The organism is Nocardia sp. NPDC051900 (assembly GCF_044452545.1).
Lineage (GTDB): Bacteria > Actinomycetota > Actinomycetes > Mycobacteriales > Mycobacteriaceae > Nocardia > Nocardia sichangensis.
In genome coordinates, this window is sequence record NZ_JBITBU010000012.1 from 157,550 (window position 1) to 175,454 (window position 17,905).

The 17,905-nt window shown below is 64.0% G+C and carries 20 protein-coding genes; 11 read left to right on the forward strand and 9 right to left on the reverse strand.

Annotated elements, in window-relative coordinates; all coding sequences use genetic code 11:
- Positions 1 to 20: 20 nt before the first annotated feature.
- The gene (locus ACIA5H_RS21915) at positions 21 to 3,851 is read left to right on the forward strand and encodes a multifunctional oxoglutarate decarboxylase/oxoglutarate dehydrogenase thiamine pyrophosphate-binding subunit/dihydrolipoyllysine-residue succinyltransferase subunit (protein WP_355077297.1); all 3,831 of its coding nucleotides are present in this window, start codon (positions 21 to 23) and stop codon (positions 3,849 to 3,851) included.
- Positions 3,852 to 3,996: 145 nt separating this feature from the next.
- Here the strand turns inward: ACIA5H_RS21915 and ACIA5H_RS21920 are convergent, their stop codons facing one another.
- The 3 genes from ACIA5H_RS21920 to ACIA5H_RS21930 are packed head-to-tail and all read right to left on the reverse strand — an operon-like array spanning position 3,997 to position 4,893.
- On the reverse strand, positions 3,997 to 4,389 hold the full coding sequence (locus tag ACIA5H_RS21920; RefSeq protein WP_379254830.1) for a DNA-binding protein: 393 nt from the start codon (positions 4,387 to 4,389) through the stop codon (positions 3,997 to 3,999).
- Positions 4,389 to 4,646, reverse strand: coding sequence for a hypothetical protein (locus tag ACIA5H_RS21925; protein WP_397077186.1), 258 nt, complete (start codon positions 4,644 to 4,646; stop codon positions 4,389 to 4,391). Before ACIA5H_RS21925 ends, ACIA5H_RS21920 begins: the two co-directional genes overlap by 1 nt.
- Before the next feature lie 49 nt (positions 4,647 to 4,695).
- Positions 4,696 to 4,893, reverse strand: coding sequence for a hypothetical protein (locus ACIA5H_RS21930; protein WP_379254827.1), 198 nt, complete (start codon positions 4,891 to 4,893; stop codon positions 4,696 to 4,698).
- A 61-nt stretch (positions 4,894 to 4,954) separates the two neighbouring features.
- Between ACIA5H_RS21930 and ACIA5H_RS21935 the strand changes: the two genes are divergently transcribed.
- The 5 genes from ACIA5H_RS21935 (at position 4,955) to ACIA5H_RS21955 (ending at position 8,319) form a co-directional block, all read left to right on the forward strand.
- The gene (locus ACIA5H_RS21935) at positions 4,955 to 5,299 is read left to right on the forward strand and encodes a type VII secretion target (RefSeq protein WP_379254826.1); all 345 of its coding nucleotides are present in this window, start codon (positions 4,955 to 4,957) and stop codon (positions 5,297 to 5,299) included.
- Positions 5,296 to 5,598 carry a WXG100 family type VII secretion target gene (locus ACIA5H_RS21940; protein WP_379254824.1) on the forward strand — a complete coding sequence of 101 codons (303 nt, stop codon included), beginning with the start codon at positions 5,296 to 5,298 and terminating at the stop codon, positions 5,596 to 5,598. The genes ACIA5H_RS21935 and ACIA5H_RS21940 overlap by 4 nt, the downstream gene beginning before the upstream one ends.
- Before the next feature lie 3 nt (positions 5,599 to 5,601).
- Positions 5,602 to 6,924, forward strand: coding sequence for a hypothetical protein (locus tag ACIA5H_RS21945; protein ID WP_379254822.1), 1,323 nt, complete (start codon positions 5,602 to 5,604; stop codon positions 6,922 to 6,924).
- 35 nt (positions 6,925 to 6,959) lie between these two features.
- Positions 6,960 to 7,412 carry a hypothetical protein gene (locus tag ACIA5H_RS21950; protein WP_379254820.1) on the forward strand — a complete coding sequence of 151 codons (453 nt, stop codon included), beginning with the start codon at positions 6,960 to 6,962 and terminating at the stop codon, positions 7,410 to 7,412.
- Positions 7,413 to 7,659: 247 nt separating this feature from the next.
- Entirely contained in the window at positions 7,660 to 8,319 is a 660-nt protein-coding gene (locus ACIA5H_RS21955) for a hypothetical protein (RefSeq protein WP_397077187.1), read from the forward strand.
- A 228-nt stretch (positions 8,320 to 8,547) separates the two neighbouring features.
- On the opposite strand, the gene ACIA5H_RS21960 is transcribed toward ACIA5H_RS21955, so the two are convergent.
- A complete protein-coding gene (locus ACIA5H_RS21960) occupies positions 8,548 to 8,946 on the reverse strand; it encodes a hypothetical protein (RefSeq protein WP_397077188.1) in 399 nt (132 codons plus the stop codon).
- Positions 8,947 to 9,184: 238 nt separating this feature from the next.
- On the opposite strand from ACIA5H_RS21960, the gene ACIA5H_RS21965 reads away from it, so the two are divergent.
- Together ACIA5H_RS21965 and ACIA5H_RS21970 are read left to right on the forward strand one after the other, a co-directional pair.
- Entirely contained in the window at positions 9,185 to 9,451 is a 267-nt protein-coding gene (locus tag ACIA5H_RS21965; RefSeq protein WP_397077189.1) for a hypothetical protein, read from the forward strand.
- A gap of 392 nt (positions 9,452 to 9,843) precedes the next feature.
- Positions 9,844 to 10,623, forward strand: a complete 780-nt coding sequence (locus tag ACIA5H_RS21970; protein WP_397077190.1) for a hypothetical protein — start codon at positions 9,844 to 9,846, stop codon at positions 10,621 to 10,623.
- Positions 10,624 to 10,730: 107 nt separating this feature from the next.
- On the opposite strand, the gene ACIA5H_RS21975 is transcribed toward ACIA5H_RS21970, so the two are convergent.
- Together ACIA5H_RS21975 and ACIA5H_RS21980 are read right to left on the reverse strand one after the other, a co-directional pair.
- Positions 10,731 to 10,937 (reverse strand): DUF397 domain-containing protein, encoded by a 207-nt coding sequence (locus ACIA5H_RS21975; RefSeq protein WP_397077191.1) that lies wholly within the window; start codon positions 10,935 to 10,937, stop codon positions 10,731 to 10,733.
- Between the two features lie 2 nt (positions 10,938 to 10,939).
- A complete protein-coding gene (locus ACIA5H_RS21980) occupies positions 10,940 to 11,743 on the reverse strand; it encodes a Scr1 family TA system antitoxin-like transcriptional regulator (RefSeq protein WP_397077192.1) in 804 nt (267 codons plus the stop codon).
- A 369-nt stretch (positions 11,744 to 12,112) separates the two neighbouring features.
- On the opposite strand from ACIA5H_RS21980, the gene ACIA5H_RS21985 reads away from it, so the two are divergent.
- A complete protein-coding gene (locus tag ACIA5H_RS21985; protein ID WP_397077193.1) occupies positions 12,113 to 12,355 on the forward strand; it encodes a hypothetical protein in 243 nt (80 codons plus the stop codon).
- Between the two features lie 284 nt (positions 12,356 to 12,639).
- Here ACIA5H_RS21985 and ACIA5H_RS21990 read toward each other — a convergent pair whose 3' ends face one another.
- The 3 genes from ACIA5H_RS21990 to ACIA5H_RS22000 all read right to left on the reverse strand — a co-directional run bounded on the left by ACIA5H_RS21990 (position 12,640) and on the right by ACIA5H_RS22000 (position 16,744).
- Positions 12,640 to 14,010 carry a protein kinase gene (locus ACIA5H_RS21990; protein ID WP_397077225.1) on the reverse strand — a complete coding sequence of 457 codons (1,371 nt, stop codon included), beginning with the start codon at positions 14,008 to 14,010 and terminating at the stop codon, positions 12,640 to 12,642.
- Positions 14,011 to 14,111: 101 nt separating this feature from the next.
- Positions 14,112 to 14,747 carry a hypothetical protein gene (locus ACIA5H_RS21995; protein WP_397077194.1) on the reverse strand — a complete coding sequence of 212 codons (636 nt, stop codon included), beginning with the start codon at positions 14,745 to 14,747 and terminating at the stop codon, positions 14,112 to 14,114.
- Positions 14,744 to 16,744, reverse strand: coding sequence for an N-6 DNA methylase (locus ACIA5H_RS22000; RefSeq protein ID WP_397077195.1), 2,001 nt, complete (start codon positions 16,742 to 16,744; stop codon positions 14,744 to 14,746). Before ACIA5H_RS22000 ends, ACIA5H_RS21995 begins: the two co-directional genes overlap by 4 nt.
- Before the next feature lie 159 nt (positions 16,745 to 16,903).
- Between ACIA5H_RS22000 and ACIA5H_RS22005 the strand changes: the two genes are divergently transcribed.
- Entirely contained in the window at positions 16,904 to 17,320 is a 417-nt protein-coding gene (locus ACIA5H_RS22005; protein ID WP_218020589.1) for a hypothetical protein, read from the forward strand.
- A gap of 136 nt (positions 17,321 to 17,456) precedes the next feature.
- A complete protein-coding gene (locus ACIA5H_RS22010; protein WP_397077196.1) occupies positions 17,457 to 17,765 on the forward strand; it encodes a hypothetical protein in 309 nt (102 codons plus the stop codon).
- The last annotated feature ends 140 nt before the right edge of the window (positions 17,766 to 17,905 follow it).

The following is a 17,905-nucleotide window of genomic DNA, read 5'->3' on the forward strand; positions in this document are numbered from 1 at the left end:
GTCGCAGCGCGAAGAACGAAATGAGGCGAACACCTGCTGTGAGCAGCTCAACATCCCAGTTCGGACAGAACCAGTGGCTAGTCGACGAGATGTATCAGAAGTTCAAACAAGATCCATCATCGGTCGACGAGAGCTGGCACGAGTTCCTGGCCGACTACACGCCTGACGCGAGTGGCGACACCGGCAACAGCCAGCCCGCCCCCGCGACCGCGCAAGCTGCCGCTCCCGCACCGGCTCCGGCGGCCACCAAGCCCGCCGCCGCCACGCGCAACGACGCCAAGCCTGCCGCCGCCCCCGCGGCCCCGAAAGCGCCCGCACCGGCCGCCGCCAAGCCCGCACCGGCTGCCGCCAAGCCCGCACCGGCCGCTGCCAAGCCCGCCGCTGTGACAACACGCACACCGCAGACCACCCCGGCGCCGACTTCGAACGCCGCGCCGACCTCCGGCCCGAAGCAGGCCGACACCGCCGCCGACGAGTCCAAGGTGCTGCGCGGCGCCGCCGCCGCGGTGGCGAAGAACATGTCCGCCTCGCTGAGCATCCCCACCGCGACGAGCGTGCGCGCCATCCCGGCCAAGTTGATGATCGACAACCGCTTGGTCATCAACAACCACCTCGCCCGCACCAGGGGCGGGAAGATCTCCTTCACCCACCTGCTCGGTTACGCCATCGTGCAGGCGGTCAAAGCGTTCCCGAACATGAACCGGCACTACGCCGAGATCGACGGCAAGCCGAACGCGGTCACCCCCGCGCACACCAACCTCGGCCTCGCCATCGACCTGCCCGGCAAGGACGGCAGCCGATCGCTGGTCGTCGCGGCCATCAAGGGCTGCGAGGCGATGACCTTCGGGCAGTTCCACACCGCCTACGAGGACATCGTCCGCCGCGCCCGCGACGGCAAGCTCACCGCGGAGGACTTCTCCGGCGTCACCATCTCGCTGACCAACCCGGGCACCATCGGCACCGTGCACTCGGTGCCCCGCCTGATGAACGGCCAGGGCGCGATCATCGGCGCGGGCGCGATGGAGTACCCCGCCGAGTTCCAGGGCATGAGCGACGAGCGCATCGCCGATCTGGGCGTCGGCAAGCTGATGACCCTCACCTCCACCTACGACCACCGCATCATCCAGGGCGCGGAGTCCGGTGACTTCCTGCGCACCATCCACCAGCTGCTGATCGCCGACGAGTTCTACGACGAGATCTTCCACGGTCTCGGCGTGCCGTACGAGCCGATCCGCTGGCGCAAGGACATCCGCGAGCGCGCTGTCGACAAGAGCGCCCGCGTGCTGGAGATGATCGCCGCCTACCGCAACCGCGGCCACCTGATGGCCGACACCGATCCCCTGCGGCTGGTGAAGGACAAGTTCCGCAGCCACCCGGACCTGGACGTCACCCAGCACGGCCTGACCCTGTGGGACCTGGACCGCACGTTCAACGTGGCGGGCTTCCACGGCCAGGACCAGATGAAGCTGCGCGACGTGCTGTCCGTCCTGCGCGACGCCTACGTCCGCCACGTCGGCGTGGAGTACACCCACATCCTCGAGCCCGAGCAGTTGCAGTGGATCCAGGATCGGGTCGAGCAGAAGCACGCGAAGCCGACGGTCGCGCAGCAGAAGTACATCCTGAACCGGCTGAACGCGGCCGAGGCGTTCGAGACCTTCCTGCAGACCAAGTACGTCGGGCAGAAGCGCTTCTCGCTGGAGGGCGCCGAGGCCGTCATCCCGATGATGGACGCGGTGATCGACCAGTGCGCCGAGCACAGCCTCGACGAGGTCATCATCGGCATGCCGCACCGCGGCAGGCTCAACGTGCTGGCCAACATCGTGGGCAAGCCCTACTCGAAGATCTTCACCGAGTTCGAGGGCAACATGAACCCGGCCGCCACCCACGGCTCCGGCGACGTGAAGTACCACCTCGGCGCGCAGGGCACCTACCTGCAGATGTTCGGCGACAACGAGATCGAGGTCTCGCTCACCGCGAACCCGTCGCACCTGGAGGCGGTCGACCCGGTCCTCGAGGGCCTGGCGCGCGCCAAGCAGGACCTGCTGGACAAGGGCGACGGCCCGGAGGGCTTCTCGGTCGTGCCGCTGATGCTGCACGGTGACGCCGCGTTCGCCGGTCAGGGCGTGGTCGCCGAGACGCTGAACCTGTCGGGTCTGCGCGGCTACCGGGTCGGCGGCACCATCCACATCGTGGTGAACAACCAGATCGGCTTCACCACCGCTCCGGAGAACAGCCGCTCCACCGAGTACTCCACCGACATCGCGAAGTTCATCGGCGCGCCGATCTTCCACGTCAACGGCGACGACCCGGAGGCGTGCGACTGGGTGGCCCGCCTGGCGGTCGACTTCCGGCAGAAGTTCCGCAAGGACGTCGTCATCGACATGATCTGCTACCGCCGTCGCGGCCACAACGAGGGCGACGACCCGTCGATGACCCAGCCGTACATGTACGACGTCATCGACACCAAGCGCTCGGTCCGCAAGGCGTACACCGAGAGCCTGATCGGCCGCGGCGACATCTCGCTGAAAGAGGCCGAGGACGCCCTGCGCGACTACCAGGGCCAGCTGGAGCGGGTGTTCAACGAGGTCCGCGAGCTGGAGAAGTACTCGCCGGAGCCGAGCGAGTCGGTCGAGGGCGACCAGCCGGTGCCCGCATCCGTCGTGACGGCCGTGGACAAGTCGATCCTGCAGCGCATCGGCGACGCGTTCCTCAACGTGCCCGACGGCTTCAACGTGCACCCGCGCGTCAAGCCGGTGCTGGAGAAGCGCCGCGAGATGGCCTACGAGGGCAAGGTCGACTGGGCCTTCGCCGAGCTGCTCGCCTTCGGCACGCTGATCGACGAGGGTCGCGCGGTGCGCCTGACCGGTCAGGACTCCCGCCGCGGCACGTTCACCCAGCGCCACGCGGTGATCATCGACCGCAAGACCGCCGAGGAGTACACCCCGCTGCACAACATCGGCAGCGAGAACCCCGGCTGGTTCGCCGTGCACGACTCGGCGCTGAGCGAATACGCCGCCGTCGGTTTCGAATACGGCTACTCGCTGGGCAACCCCAACGCGCTGGTGTTGTGGGAGGCGCAGTTCGGTGACTTCGTCAACGGCGCGCAGTCGATCATCGACGAGTTCATCTCCTCCGGTGAGGCCAAGTGGGGCCAGCTCTCCGACGTCGTGCTGCTGCTGCCGCACGGCCACGAGGGCCAGGGCCCGGACCACACCTCCGGCCGCATCGAACGCTTCCTGCAACTGTGCGCGGAAGGCTCGATGACCGTCGCGGTGCCGTCCACCCCGGCCAACTACTTCCACCTGCTGCGCCGCCACGCACTCGACGGCATCCGCCGCCCGCTGATCGTCTTCACCCCGAAGTCGATGCTGCGCAACAAGGCCGTCGTCTCCGACCTCAAGGACTTCACCGAGAGCAAGTTCCGCTCGGTCTTCGACGAACCGGGCTACGAGCAGGGCATCGGCGACCGCAGCAAGGTCAAGCGCGTCCTGATGACCAGCGGCAAGCTCTACTACGAACTCGCCGCCGAAAAGGCCAAGCAGAAGCGCGAAGACGTCGCCATCGTCCGGATCGAGCAGCTCTACCCGCTGCCCGTCCGCCGCCTCAACGAGGCCCTCGAGGGCTACCCCAACGCCACCGACCTGGCCTGGGTCCAGGAAGAACCGGCCAACCAGGGCGCCTGGCCCTTCTTCGGCCTCAACCTCCCCGAAACCCTCCCACCCCGCTTCGCCAACACCCGACTGCGCCGCATCTCCCGCCGCGCGATGTCGGCCCCGTCCTCGGGGTCGAGCAAGGTGCACGCGGTAGAGCAGGCGGAGATCATCGCGGAGGCGTTCGAGCCGACTAGTTAGTTCTTGACCTGACGCCGGGCCGGCTCGCTCAATCCATTGAGCGAGCCGGCCCTGTTTCATATATGCGGGTGGTCGACGAACAAGGTTTCAGGGCAGCGGGACAGGCCGTCGGTTCTCCCGATCGCTGCTCACGGCTCGAACAAGCTCACACCTTGACGATCTCGATCTCCGGACCACACAGCAACGCCATGTCCTCGGGGTCCGACGTCACCACCGTCGCCAGCCCACGAACCGAGCGAGCCGACGCAGCCAGAACGGCGTCGATCGCGTACTTGTGTCCACCAAGGCCATGCTCGCGCAACAACGCAGCGGCCTGCGCGGCCAACTCTCCGGTCACCGTGTGAACGTCGATCTGTGACAGCGTCCATGCGATCCGGGCGGCACGCACTTTGCTGTAGTCGGCTTCCACAGTCGTCATAGCCGTAGTCGCGACTCGCACGCCGTCCTCTTTGGCCGCCTGTATCCACGCAAGCATGCGACGATCCTTCCGATACAGCATGGACAGCCCCTCGCAATCGAGGAAAAGCACATCCGGCATCAGGCGGCCGATCCGCGCGAACCCCGACGGCGCCGCTCGAAACCCAATTCCGCCCTCGCCTGATCAATCTCCGCACGAGTCAACGGCTCGTCGTCCTTCTCGAAATCGGCCACCAGCTCCCCCAGCTTGTCCATCGCTACACGCTGCTCCAACGCCTCGGCGACATAGGCGGAGAAGCCGCCGGGGCCAACATAGGCTCGAGCCTGCTCGGCGAGATCCTCCGGGAGGCTGATCGAGTATTTCTTACTACCACCCATACTCCCGATGCTACCAAGGGTAGCAATCGCGGTGCCATGCAGGCCGCCTTCAAATGCGTGCCGCAGCGCAGCTCGGCATCGTCTCGATAATGTCGGCGCACTCGTCACCCAGCTCGATCGCGTCGCCCAGAGGTCGCCACTTTCTCGCCGTGCTCTTCGCGATGCCGGCACGGGCGGCGAATCGACGCTGGGTGAGTCCCAACGCGTCCGCAAAGCTGTGGCCCACCAGGATGATCGGCGTCGACACCCTCCGATAGGCACAATGGGTCCCTCGACAGGTCGGGCGGACATTCAGTACGCTGCCGGTCATGAGCAACGGGGGGACGCCGTCGACCGATAATCTCTCGGTGGTTCCGGAGAAGGTTCGTGAGGTCGGCGAGCAGGTCTATGAGCTATCGATGGCATTGCGGACGGCACTCGACTCTGCGGCCAAGGATGTCGAATCACTGGTCAATGGAACGTGGAGGGGCAATCTGGCGAGCCAGTTCGCTGACGGCTGGACCGATATCCGTGACGGCGGCGCCCAGATCATCACCGCTCTGTCCGGGATGGCCGAAAAGCTCGGCATCACAGCCTCGACCTATGAAGACCTCGACGGGAGCAACGCCGCCGTACTATACAACACGAGCAGCTCGAGTTTGGACCTGCCATGAGTTCCGAGGAGTTCCAGGTCGACTTGGACCACCTCGATGAGGTCGTGATCCGCCTGTCCGCACTCGCGAGCGTTATCGCCGAGCACCTCGACACGATTGACGACAAGGTTGCCGCGCTGGCGGGTACCGGCTGGGAAGGTGTTGCCGCTCAGGCCTATTCCGACGCCCACCTCGAGTGGTCGGTCGGCGCGCGGGAATTCGCCGAAGGTGTCCGCGATATCAGCGAAGCAGCCCGCAAAGCGCACACCGGCTACACCAGCGCGATCGAGGAAAACCTGAAAATGCTCCGAGGGGCATAACTAGTGCGCGTCAATTGGCAGACGTACTTCGATGCCGGCAAACAATGCCATGACCTCGCCGCCGAACTGCGTCGCACCGACAAACCGCTACACGACGCCGTCAAGGGTGAATGTGCAGGCATGGCCGGGGACGCCCCCGGATGCAAGCAATGGGGCGAAGCGTACGACCAGTACGCACGCGACACTATGCAAACGTGTACACACCTGGCCGACGCCCTTACCAACTTCGGCAACGTCCTATACGCCAATGGTTACAAATACGCGATCGCAGACAACGCCAAACCCCAGCGACCGACTCTCCACCAGGTCTCCGAGTACCAGGTAACCATCCCGACCTCCGTCCACGACAACGGCGACGGCGTCAAACACAACGGTGGCGTAGAGGAGTTCTTCAACGAACTCACTGCGAAGATCGTCAGTACCTTCGGGAAACTTCCCAACGGTGACGTCGACAAACTCTCCAAGGCCGCCGACACGTGGAAAACCTTCGCCAACCACGCGACCATCACTGGGGCTGCGGCTAAGATCAGCGGGATCTCCGCGTTGTTCGACGATATGGATGCGGCAGAGAATCGCGCCAAGATCCAGGAACACTTCGGGACACTGAAGTCCAGCGCCGATCTTCTGGCCACCGCGTCCCTCAATGTCGCCGCCCCTGTTGCGGACTATCACAGCTCGACAGTCGAAGTCGGCGAAGGCATCAAGACGGCAATGACCACCTTCGCATGGGCCGTCGGACTGCTGGTCACCGGCGCCATCGTAGGAGCGATCTTCAGCTTCGGTGGCAGTCTCGCGGTCGCCGGCGGCGGTGTCGCGCTCGCTGTTGAGGACACGATCGCCACCATTCGCGGCCTCTACACGACAAAGCGGCTATTCCAAATTCTCAAGATCACCCTGGCTGCGAGCGTCGCCGTCGGCGTTATCGACGCCTTCGGCCAGGTCCCAGACCTCACCGCCACACTCACCAAACTGGCCGCCATCATCGCCATGAAGGCACTCATCGACGACAACGGCCCTACAGCGACGCCAGCCCTGGGCGGGGACGATCCGATTACACAAGAGATTGCGAAGAAGATCGCCGAACACGCGAATGGACGTGCCGCACAGGGAGATGGCTCACACTACGTATCCGGCGTAGGCGCCGCAGAACTTCCCGAGTACGTTCGCAAGGTCCTCGACGGCGAGGTACCGACGGAGGTAAAGCATCTACCCAGGGGCCGAACGGCATATTGGGATCCGGAGAAAGGTGCTGTAGTCATCGAGGACGGAGATGGAGGAACCGTGTTCACGCCAAAGGACGGACGCGAGTACTTCGACGGCCTGTAGCGATGACTTGGATTGACAGGAAGGACCCGGAGAAGATGCCAGAACCGAACCTCGGACGCTATCGAGAGCATCTCGTCAGCGCAGAAAATTTCCAGGTCATTCGACAGCTGACGTTCGAGCTGGCTAATGTACCCAGAGAACCGATGGTCAAGTTGGGATGGAATCCGAAGAACGGCGATTATCTGAAACAACTCGCGCGATCTGTGCCGTCGCAGATCACAGCTCCTACTCGGGTGAAATTGGTTGTCCTCGATGAGGAAATCAACGATCCGACCTTGCCGGGCCGCTTATATGCAGCCGAGGAAGAACCCGAACCACCGAGCGATATCGTGAGATACTTACCCAAGTCGATCGCGGCCGTGTATCCGAATCTGTTGAGAGCAGCTTTTGAAGCCCTGGGAGAGCTTGAAACACGTTATCGAACAGGATTCTACGAAGACGAAGTAATAGAGGCCCTGAATGCAATCGATGGCGTCAGCGAAAATTGAATGGATTAAATAGCCGAGAGCAACGGCAGACTCGCCGGAGCAGGACCGGCGACGCTACATGAGCGTCTGCTCGCCAAATACGATGCCACACCCGATCCGGGCGGCACGGTCATGCGCCCTGCCGATCCGGACAGCGCACTCGGCAAAGCTCTGGCAGCCGCCGGGTTCGAGCCCTACTGGAACACTCTGCTGTCCAGAAAATTCGGCCAGCGCCGCGTGGATTGCCCATGACCGGCAGCAGTTGGAGTTGGCCAAGGACATCGAGGGCCGCCTGGCGCGAGGCTCGTACTATCAGCTCCTCAAGGCTGGCACCCATGTTCCGTTCGAGGGTGAGGAACTCTCGGATGGGTCGCTGGAGATGTACTGTGCCGATCCCCGCGACCGCCACGCAAAGTTTCAGTTCTGTACGCCCACCCGGCCGGGCTCCGACACCCAGCGGTCCGATCCCCGTGACGACCTGGAAACACTCAGCCTCGCGGTCGACACTGCCGCGCGGCCATTCATCGAGCGCCTGACACTGAAAACAACCCTCGACCCGGACGGCATCGTCCACGTCACGGCGAGATCCGACCTCCGCGGTGATCAGGAGCGAAAGTCGCTGCATGACCTGCAGTTCAGCGTCTCGCTCGGTTCGGCGAAGACGAACGCGGGCATCGCCGACGATCCCGGTCCGCCCCTCGAACACCAGGCCGCCGAAGTCGGTAGCGTCGTTGTGCGGTCGAACGTCGCCGACAAGAAGAACAACTATTACGTGCCAGGCGAACTGCTCTACACCTACAATTCCACCTATTTCAGCCGTGCACTGAACCCACCCCAGATTCAGGTCGACGAACGCCTGTATTACCAGCCGTGCGCGATATGCCGACGTCGCGCAAACGACCCCAAATGCCGGTGCGGATCGCGCTGATCCACCGGCGTGGGAATGATTCCGACGCTTCAGCCTCTGCCGCACACTGCGGGTGCACTATGTGCGGCAGAGCCGAAGCCGTCCTGCACGATGTAGGCCTGCGGCGATGCTCGTAGGTCACGCGGAGTTTGCTCGATGTCGCCTACTTCGGCGGAAGCGGCGCACCAGGAGTTTTACCCGGCCGAGGTCAGACCGAGGATTTGGCAATTTCGCCGATGACTACTGGACTCAGCCCAATTGCGCATCCGGAAAACGCTTCCGGAACCGCTCGACTTCGTCCTCGTCCAGCTCACCCGACGAACTCGCCCACGGGATCGACTTCGGATTACCGATTTCCGGCCGTCCACCGTCGCGAAAGAACTCCTCGAGTGCGGCGTCGATCGTATTCTCTACGAAACGATTCGGATCCCCATTAACCACCAGCCGCGAAGTACAACTGATCTCCAACACCTTCCGCCCTTCCGGAAGGTCATCGGCTGTCAGCTCTTCGTTGTAATCCAACCATTGCGCGACCAGGCGGAACGAGTCGGTCCAATCCTCATCGACCGCGAAATAGGTGGGCTCGTCCCCGATTACCAGTGCCATCCGCTTGGCATAGATCCCGACGAGCCGGACCGCGTCGCTCATCCTGCCGTAAATGTAGACACTCCCCCGAAACATGGCCATGAACAGTGTCTAGCACTGACCAGCGCCGATCTGCAACCTCCCTGGATGGGGACCTTGTCGCCGACTCGAACCGCAGTCGGAAACCACTTGCGGCGCCGACGACCGATATCCTAGGGTTGCGCTTGTTCGATTCTAGACACAGGGGGGTTCGATCATGTTCACACCTACGCGACTGTTCGCTGGTTCCGCACTCACCGCATTGCTGCTGATCCCGGCGGTCCCAGCACATTCGGCTCCGGCGAACACCGCCGCAACCGCAAACATCGCCTCCGCCGATCACGATTTCAGCTTTGCGAACAAGCCGAAAAAGACCGTGACGGTGAAGTGCTATCTCATGAATCTGCAGAACGAGGCGACCGGCGAGGTCGTCTACGGCACCGGCAAAGACCGAGCGGCAGCTCAAGCCGACGCCAACAGCAAAGTTCCTCGGGGTCACAAGTTGAAGCACTGCGACCTGGTGCGCTGATCTCGATTCTGCCTCATACTCCTCCCAGTGCCGTATGCCTGGAGCAAGACGTAGGCACACATCTCGATAGTCCGCACACAGAATGGCAAATGCTGTCGCGCGAGCACCACATTGATCGAGCAGGCCGTGCCGGAGGAGGAAAAACGATCTTCGGGGCAAGCCGCGTGCGGTCGGCGTGGGCGTCGCCCCACGCCGACGCATTCTCGCACGCCTACTGAAATTCTCAGTCGTCCGAGACGTCCAGCCAAGTCGGCGATACGGAGCGCACCGCCAAATGCCCTCGCCACGAGGTGGTCACGACACGGAGGCGACGCGCGGTGAACCCAAGAACGGAACCTGCTACCAAGGGGAAGTGGCTTCGCAGGGCGCTGTGGGGCGTCGTTCTCCTCGCTGTGCCGACGTCGGCGGCAGTCGGACATCTGACGGATGCGGGCAGCGATCCGTTCAAACCGCACTTGAGCCAAGACGAGAAGCTGTCCGCACAGTTGAACCACCTGTGGCGGAAGGGCGGCTCCGCGCCGCTGCGCGACCTCGCCAGCGGAAGCTGGGACCGCCTCTACGTCTACCAGCAGGAATACCTCGGGCGAGAGCAGGTGGAGCGAGAAGTCGGCGCACCGGTGGAGATGGAGGACACCTTCTCCAAAAGTGGCGCTTCAGTGCTGGTCTTCGCGCAAGGCAACGGCGTTCGGCGTGCGACTTGGGTTGATGTGCCGCTCGTTTCAGGGCTCTACACCGCAGACGTCGAGCTTCGAGCGCCTGGCTACCCGCGCTATCTCGAATTCGTAGAGCCTCGGCCGGTAGGTCCGCACCTTACCGAGGACACCGATCTGGAGGCGAAGAAAGACGAACTCCTTCGCACCCACGGTTCAGCGCTGCTCCGCGATCTCACCGGTGGCGATTGGGACCGCGTGTACGTCGTGACCGCAGACACCCGTGCGAAAGTCGAGGCGTTCGTCGGTGCTCCGGTCGAGATGGAGCGCATCTTCACCGAGCGTGGCAGCATTCTCGTTTTCACGAAGGACGGTTCGGTGCAACGAGCCGCGTTCATCCGTGGGTATCTGCCTCCTGACGGCGTCTACAGTCCTGCCGTACGTCTCGACGCGAATGTCGCCCCTCTGGGGGTGCGACTCGTCGACCCCACTTTGCCTACGACATCAACCGCGCCGCGGTAACTCGGCGCAGCGTTCACGCGGACGGTTGATCGGTGGCGGTCGGGTTCGGTTGCGCGGTGCAACGAGGTCGAAGCGGTCGCTGGCCAGCGCTTACGTCGCCCACGGCATCAGACAACGAGGTCGTCGAACTCTCCCGCTTTGCATCCCTCCAGCCAAGCGGCGAACTCGGCTCGGGTGAACTCCAATGTTCCGGCCTCGGGTGCGTTGCTGTTGCGGACCAGCACGCCCCCTGGAATCGCGGCAACCTCTACGCAAGTCTCCGGGCTGGTGAAGGTGGACTTCCGCCAGTCCAGTTCGTCCATGTGCTGCCTCATGCCTAGCATCTCCTGCTCCATCTCTCAGCGGCCTCCAATATGAACTCACGTGACTCTCTCGGAGACAGCGCTACTCGACACGCATGATCGAATGCGGTTGAGAAGTATGCAACTTCGTCCACATCCGTAAGAAACCGTCCACTGCCATTGCCCTCGACATGCACCCGATCGTGGCCGCCCCACGGATGCGTCATTATCGAGAAGTCACCCAACCTCAGAGCTTCATACAAGCCGGCGTCATACATGCTGATCCGGATGGTCACGTTCGGCAAATCCGCCAGCTCCGCCATTACCCGCATCTGCTCGGACATCACCGGTCCGTCACCGATGCGAAGATGAAGGGCCGATTCCGGCTGCACTACGTCGACCATCAGATCACCATTCCGCACCCGCTTCTGCCGGTAGATCCGCTGGTCGACCGTCCGCTGCAAGTAAATGTCCGACATGCCGGAAATCCCCACCTTGCTGCCAAGACTCTCGAGGTATCTGGGTGTCTGCAGAAGCCCGTAGACGGCCCGGCGCTCATGAGCGCGGACGATAGTTGCCGACTGCTCCATACCGAGATAGGTAGTCAGCCATTCCGGCATTTCATTGACGCGCGGCATGACCCCATTCAGCATCGCGTCCAGCTCACGCATGGACACACCGACAGCCTCGGCATACCGCTCTCGCTGGGTTGGTTGCGGCGTGGACTCACCGCGCTCCCACTTACCTAGTGTCGTTCTGTCGACCCCCACGAACTCTGCGATCTGTTCTTGAGTCTTCCCCGATGCCTTCCGCGCGTCGATCAGCCGCTTGCGTCGCATGGATGCATCATAGACATCTCTTGAGTGCCGTGGATCACATTCGTTTGAAGCGTCAAGCTATCTATGCGCCCGGCAGGGAAGTGACGCCGCGACATTCTTCGCAACCTGATCCGACACTGTCATCAAGTCGGAGCGGGCGCACCCACACGTACCAGCATCCAGGGGGTCACTATGTCCGCATCCGCCGTAGCGGACGCACTCGGCCGCTGCCACTACTACCGCACTGTCTGCCAATTGCCTTGTCACATAGATGAATCTGGACGCATCGCAGTCACTATCGGTGGTCGAGTCCGTGCGATCACCACTCCGGAGCCACTCGGACACGCGATCCGCGAATACTTGCTCGCGCGGTCGTGGGCGGGACCGATCGTGTGGCACCGATCGCGTAGGTACACGTTTCTCACCGGCTACTCGGCTGAGGCCGAGGACCATTCGCTCTACGCGCGCACCCTGCTCCGCACCAACTCGCTGATCATCCCGTCACTCGGCATCGTCGCGCTGCCCTCTCCCACGGACCAGGGAACCTACCGCCGATGGATTGAACCAGCTCGCGACGGCTACCGCCCATGCCTGAAGACCGTGCTCGACGCCCTCGTCGCCTGCGCCCCATGACCGATCCCGGCACACCGCGCCCCGGCGAACCCGACCTCCACCTGAGCATATGCCTGCACGGAGTCCAACTGGACTACGCCGCGTGCCGCACCGCAGCCCTCCGCTTCATCGCCGAGTGGCACGCACGCCAACGGGAACCCGTTACCGTAATTCCGGGCTCCACTTGCGGCTTGCGCCGGCTGCCCTGCGAGCGCCTGTACCTGGAGCCGTCATCGTGACTCACTATGTGCCCTGACCGGTCGAAAGCCGGGACCACAGCCACTCACCTGATTGCGATTGCAGGGTTATCCAGCTCCGGTACTTCTGATCACCTGCGCCAGCTCGATCACGCGGCGGTCCTGCTCTCCGTACCGAACCGCCATCTGGCTGTGCAGGCGCCGGAGCCTGGCTACGGCAGCCTGGAGATCACCGTTCTGCATGTCACAACTCGCCAGCTTCCTTTGGCAGTACATGACCTGATCGTCGTACGGCCCGCGCTCCGTCATGATGTCGTCGATAAGACTGCGGTATGTCTCGGCAGCATTGGAGTATTCGCCGACTTCGAAGCGGAGGTCCGCGAGCTGCATCCGTGCTTCCACCACATCCGCGTCCCGCGCCCCGAACAGTGGAACAGCGCAGTCCACCATGGTTTCCAGCGCGTGAAGTGCCGGATCGTACTGCGAGTCGTCGGCGAGTTCACGTGCGCGTTCGACTGCCCGTTGCAGATCGCCGCGGCTGAAATCGGTAGTCGCCGCGACTTCGACCGGCGGGCCGACCGGTCCGCCGACCGGCGGCGTGAATGCGTGGTCCGCCGCATCACCTGGTGACGCACCCGTCGCACCAACGGCTCTGGCGTACATGAAAGCCGGGCCGTGGAGGTCATCGATCTCCGGAAGTGACCCCAACTCGCTCGCATGCTGTAGGAGTACGGCGTACACCGTCGAGGCATCCTCCGGCCGCTGGTCGGGCGCCTTGGCGAGCATGCTCATGATGAGATCGGCCATATCGTCGGGAATCTCGGGACGGATCTCGCGAATGTCAGGCGAGGGCAGATGCACTTGGTTCTGCCACACCGCGTACGGCGTACTACCGGTCATCACGCGATCACCGGTGAGCAGCTCGTGCAGTACCAGCCCAAGCGCATAAAGATCGGTCTGCGGCACGACCGGTCGGCCCTCGACCTGTTCGGGCGCCATGAAAGCAGGCGTACCGAGAGTGTGTCCGGTGCTGGTGTACCGGGTCATGTCGGTATCGAGAATGACAGCGAGACCGAAGTCCAAGACCTTCACGGTCCCGTCGGCGCACAGCATCAGGTTCGACGGCTTCAGATCGCGGTGGTAGATGCGGTTTCGGTGAGTCGCCGCGAGCACGGCCGCCGCCTGCGCCCCGAGCGTCGCGACCACTCCGATCGCCAGCGGCCCGCGCCGGTCCAGGAGCTCTCCGAAGGTGACTCCTTCGATGAACTCCATCACCAGGTAGGGCCGCTGGGGATCACCCGGGACCGTGCCCGCATCGTGGATCACCGGCATCCCTGGATGACGCAGCCGCGCCATGAGCTCGGCCTCCCGGAAGAAGCGCTTGGTCCAATCCGGATCGCTATCGAGGCCGGGTTGCGTGAACTTCACCGCGATGCGCCGTTTCAGGTGGCGATCGAATCCCTCATAGACCTGCCCCATTCCACCGGAGCCGATCTCCTCGATGAGTTCGTACCTATCTCCGACAACCTGCGGTTGCACCGCGGCTACCTCCGTGAGTCCTGATGTGCTGCCTCGCCGCGCTATTCGGCGGGGCCGGGCCGTAACATTCCCCCAGCCAGTACCCCGATGCCCACGCGCACCAATTGTTCGATGCTCGCACGTCGACGGCGCCAAGACGACTCGAGTTCGGTCAGCTGCTCGAAGGCGGCGCCGTAACGGCGTTGCTCGGCTAGCGGAATGCGGGGGACCTCGACCTGGAACAGATCGAACGAAAAGCCGTCGGCGGCATCGACCGCACTCCGCAGCACACAAGCGAGAAACCGTGGATCGAACGTGTCGGGGTTCCCGCGGACGAGATGAATGCCCGGCCCCAGCAGTACGCCATCCGCTACACACACTCTGACCGCGGCGCCCACGCCGATAACGACCGCCACGTCCCCGGCGCGCATCGTGACGGCCCCCGGAGCATCCGCCGTGCCCCATCTCGACGGTGGCCGATCGAGCCGTACGTCCTTCGCCGACAACATAAGAAGATCGCCGCTGACCGACTCGACCGCCAGTGGGGACTCGTGCACGGAGACTGCCTCGGCCTCGACCAAGTCCTCGAGCAGAACCGTGCCGTTCGACGCCGAGTTCGGTAGCAGCGCAGGCGGCATCGACACCGGCTGGTCGAGCAGCGCCGCACGCAGCGCGGCGTAGTCGTCGCGGTCGGTCACGGCCGCACCTTTCCGACGGCGATCGAGCCGGCATCCATCGAGTCATCGGGAACCAGAGCCCCCGCCGTGAGGCCGGTCGTCATGTGTTCGATGACATGCTCGGCGGCGGTGAAAGCGCGGCCCGCGGTAACTCGTAGCAGGAACAGCCGCCGGAAGATGGCCCCATATCGTTGTTGTTCCGACAGTGGGAGTACCGGCACCCGAAGTCGGCTCGGATCGAACCGGACGGTGGATGTCCTCGTCGCGGAGACATTCTCGGCCCCGGTCAGGAAGCCGGCGACAAACCATGGGTCGAGTCGTTCGCCGTCGACACGCAGCGCGTGCACATGTGGACCCAGCACCGCCCCCGCGTCCTCCGCCACGGCTACCCGTGCCGTGCGCCCCGCACTTCGATCACTGCGCACGGCCGGAAGCAGGATATCCCCGGCGCGGACCTCGATCGCTTCGGACGGCCGCGCGGTCGCCATCGTTCCCGATGCCGGGTTTCCCGTGGCGACATCGGGCGCCGTCAAGACGCGTCTGGTATCGGTGGCCTCGTTGCGATCCGCGCCTGTCGGTCGCGCGCGAATCCACTCGAGTTGGCCGTGCGACGCCAGATCGGCGACCGTCACGAACCGCCAGGATTTGCCTGCCGCCTCGGACCAACCGGTGACCTCCGCGGCCAATGAGGTCAGCTCGGACGCCGCGGAGGCGAGTCTGCTCATCGCGTCACCGACCTGATGGGAGACCGCCCCCGCATCCAGCGACGAGCGCACATATCGCGCCGGCGTGAGATCGACTTCGTCATCGAGCACATTCACCAATCGCGCCGCCGCCGCCATACCGGAGACCTCCGCCCGATCGGCTTCCCCGGCATCGAATGCTCGCCACACCTGGACAACGCTATTGGTGATCAGGTCCCAGTCGACGCGATCCTCGCCCGCGGCCTCCTTGGACAAAGGAGTGGTGTCGACAAAAAGCAGTTCGTCGGGCACGGCGGCGCCGGGCACTGGCCGACGCAGGATCCAGATCTGCAGCCCGATATGCCACGGCTGTGCCGTACCAGGAGTCAGGCCGATCACCGCACGCAGTGCCCCGGTCCGCACGAGATTCGCCCGAATCTTGCGGCCCGAAGGTCGGGTGGCCACAGCCGGTGGAAGCAACAGCACCGCATCGGCTCCAGGTTCCAAGTGCGCGATCGCGTGCTGCACCCAGGCGAGCTCCGGTTCGCCGCGCGGCGGCAGGCCGTAGTCCCACCGGGTGTCGAGCGCGAGTTCACCGGAACCCCAATCGCGTTGACCGTAGGGCGGATTGCACAGCACGGAGCCGAACCGATGACCGGAGAACGCGTCGGCCATGAGACTGTCGCCCAGTCGTATATCGGGTTGGAGTTCGGTATCGGCCTCGAGCAGCAGCCGCGTGCGATCGACCTGAATCTGCGAGACGTCCTGACCATGTAGCTCGGTAGCGCCTGCCGCGGCCGCCGCCAGCAACAGTGAGCCACTCCCACACGCTGGGTCCAGCACGTCGGCCGCTGCCAACTTCGCCGACAGTACTGCCATTAGTTTCGCCACTTCGGCAGGTGTGGTGTACACCCCCGTGGCGGGGGTGCCTTCCATCGCCCGCTCCGCCAAAGTGTCGACAGCAACCCGAGTGCCGTCCCGTTCGGCGGTCCGGGCGACCGCCTCCGCCACTTCTGCCGCATACGCCGACTCCTCACCACCCAGGCCGGACGCAACCCAACCGTCTTCGGAGCGGCGTAAAGCTTTCATCACTTGGCGAACAAGCTCGGGTTCGCGCGATCGGACCAGCGTCCGCAGGTCGCTCGCCGGCGAGTCCGACACCTCGACTCCGTGCTCGGACAGCCACCCTTGCACCTGGTTCAGATCGAAGAGCGGGCGCGCGTCGGTGCCGGCGATGGCCTGGGGAAAGTCGTCATGTCGGCGTCGCCAGTTGCTGACCGTCGCGCGGGTGACGCCGGCGAGCCGAGATATCTCGGCCGCACTCACCTCCGGCATACCCCTCCTCCTCTCGTGTTACTTCCAGGCCACCTTCGCGCAGGCGTGAGCAAAAATCAATCGGGCTTCCGCATTGACAATGCTTTCAGTCGTTCATACAGTCTTACATTATCTGAACACTGATTCGTCGAAACCTATCGCTAGCGACGAGGAGTTCCCGTGACCACCGAACCCCAAGGACCGCTCGACTTGTGGAAGTCGACGCAGCCACTGGGTCCACACCAGACACCTGGCGCGCCCGAATCGATGGCCCAAGCGCCGGTTCACCACACGCCGCAACCGCACCGAACCCAGGCCACGGACGCCCGGACCTTGATTCCCCACCCGCAGCCGCAGCCCGGCCCGTACTACCCGCAGCACCGAGCGGCACCGCCGCAGTACCCGCCCATGCCATATCCCCAGCCTGCTCAGACTCCGCTGGTGAATGTCGTGCAGCACAACGCAACCCTCGGCGCCGGTCCGATCGTGGTGCGCTCGGCCTTCCCGCACGGACTGCACTTGGTGCTCTCGCTGGTCACGTGCGGTATGTGGCTGCCGATCTGGCTGATCCACTACCTCATTTCCGGCAACCGCTGACCAACCCGACCGTGCTCACGAAGCGCACAAGCGACTCCGTCGAATACCCCTATACCTTCCTCGACGCCGCCATCACCGCCTACTGCCCGCAACATCAGCTCTGACCCGTTCGAAGGGACGAAACACCGTGTACCGCATGTTTTTCACCACCATCGCCTGCACCGCCCTCGCCGCCCTCGCCGCCACCGGCATCGCCGACGCCGAACCCGCTGCCCGGCTCCACGAGGGCATGCAGGTCGTCGGCCAAGATGTCCAGGCCGGCGTCTACCACACGCCCGGTCCACGCCGCGACGACTACGGCGCCTGCTTCATCGAATGGCTGCCCTATAAGGGAGCCAGATCGTCGGAACTCATCGACATCCAGTCCTACACGGGCGCGTCATATGTCCAGTTGCACGACGGCGACGTCATCAATGTCACCGGATGCGTCTGGACCCACGAATAATCCCGAGCGGCGGACCGATTGGCGTCGCAGCGCGACTCGACCAGGCTCGCGGCCGAACTTCTGAGCGCGGATCGGCTCGATACGAAACAGAACCGCGTGTCGCGCCGATCAGATCTGAGCAACGGCTTACAGCCTGCCGG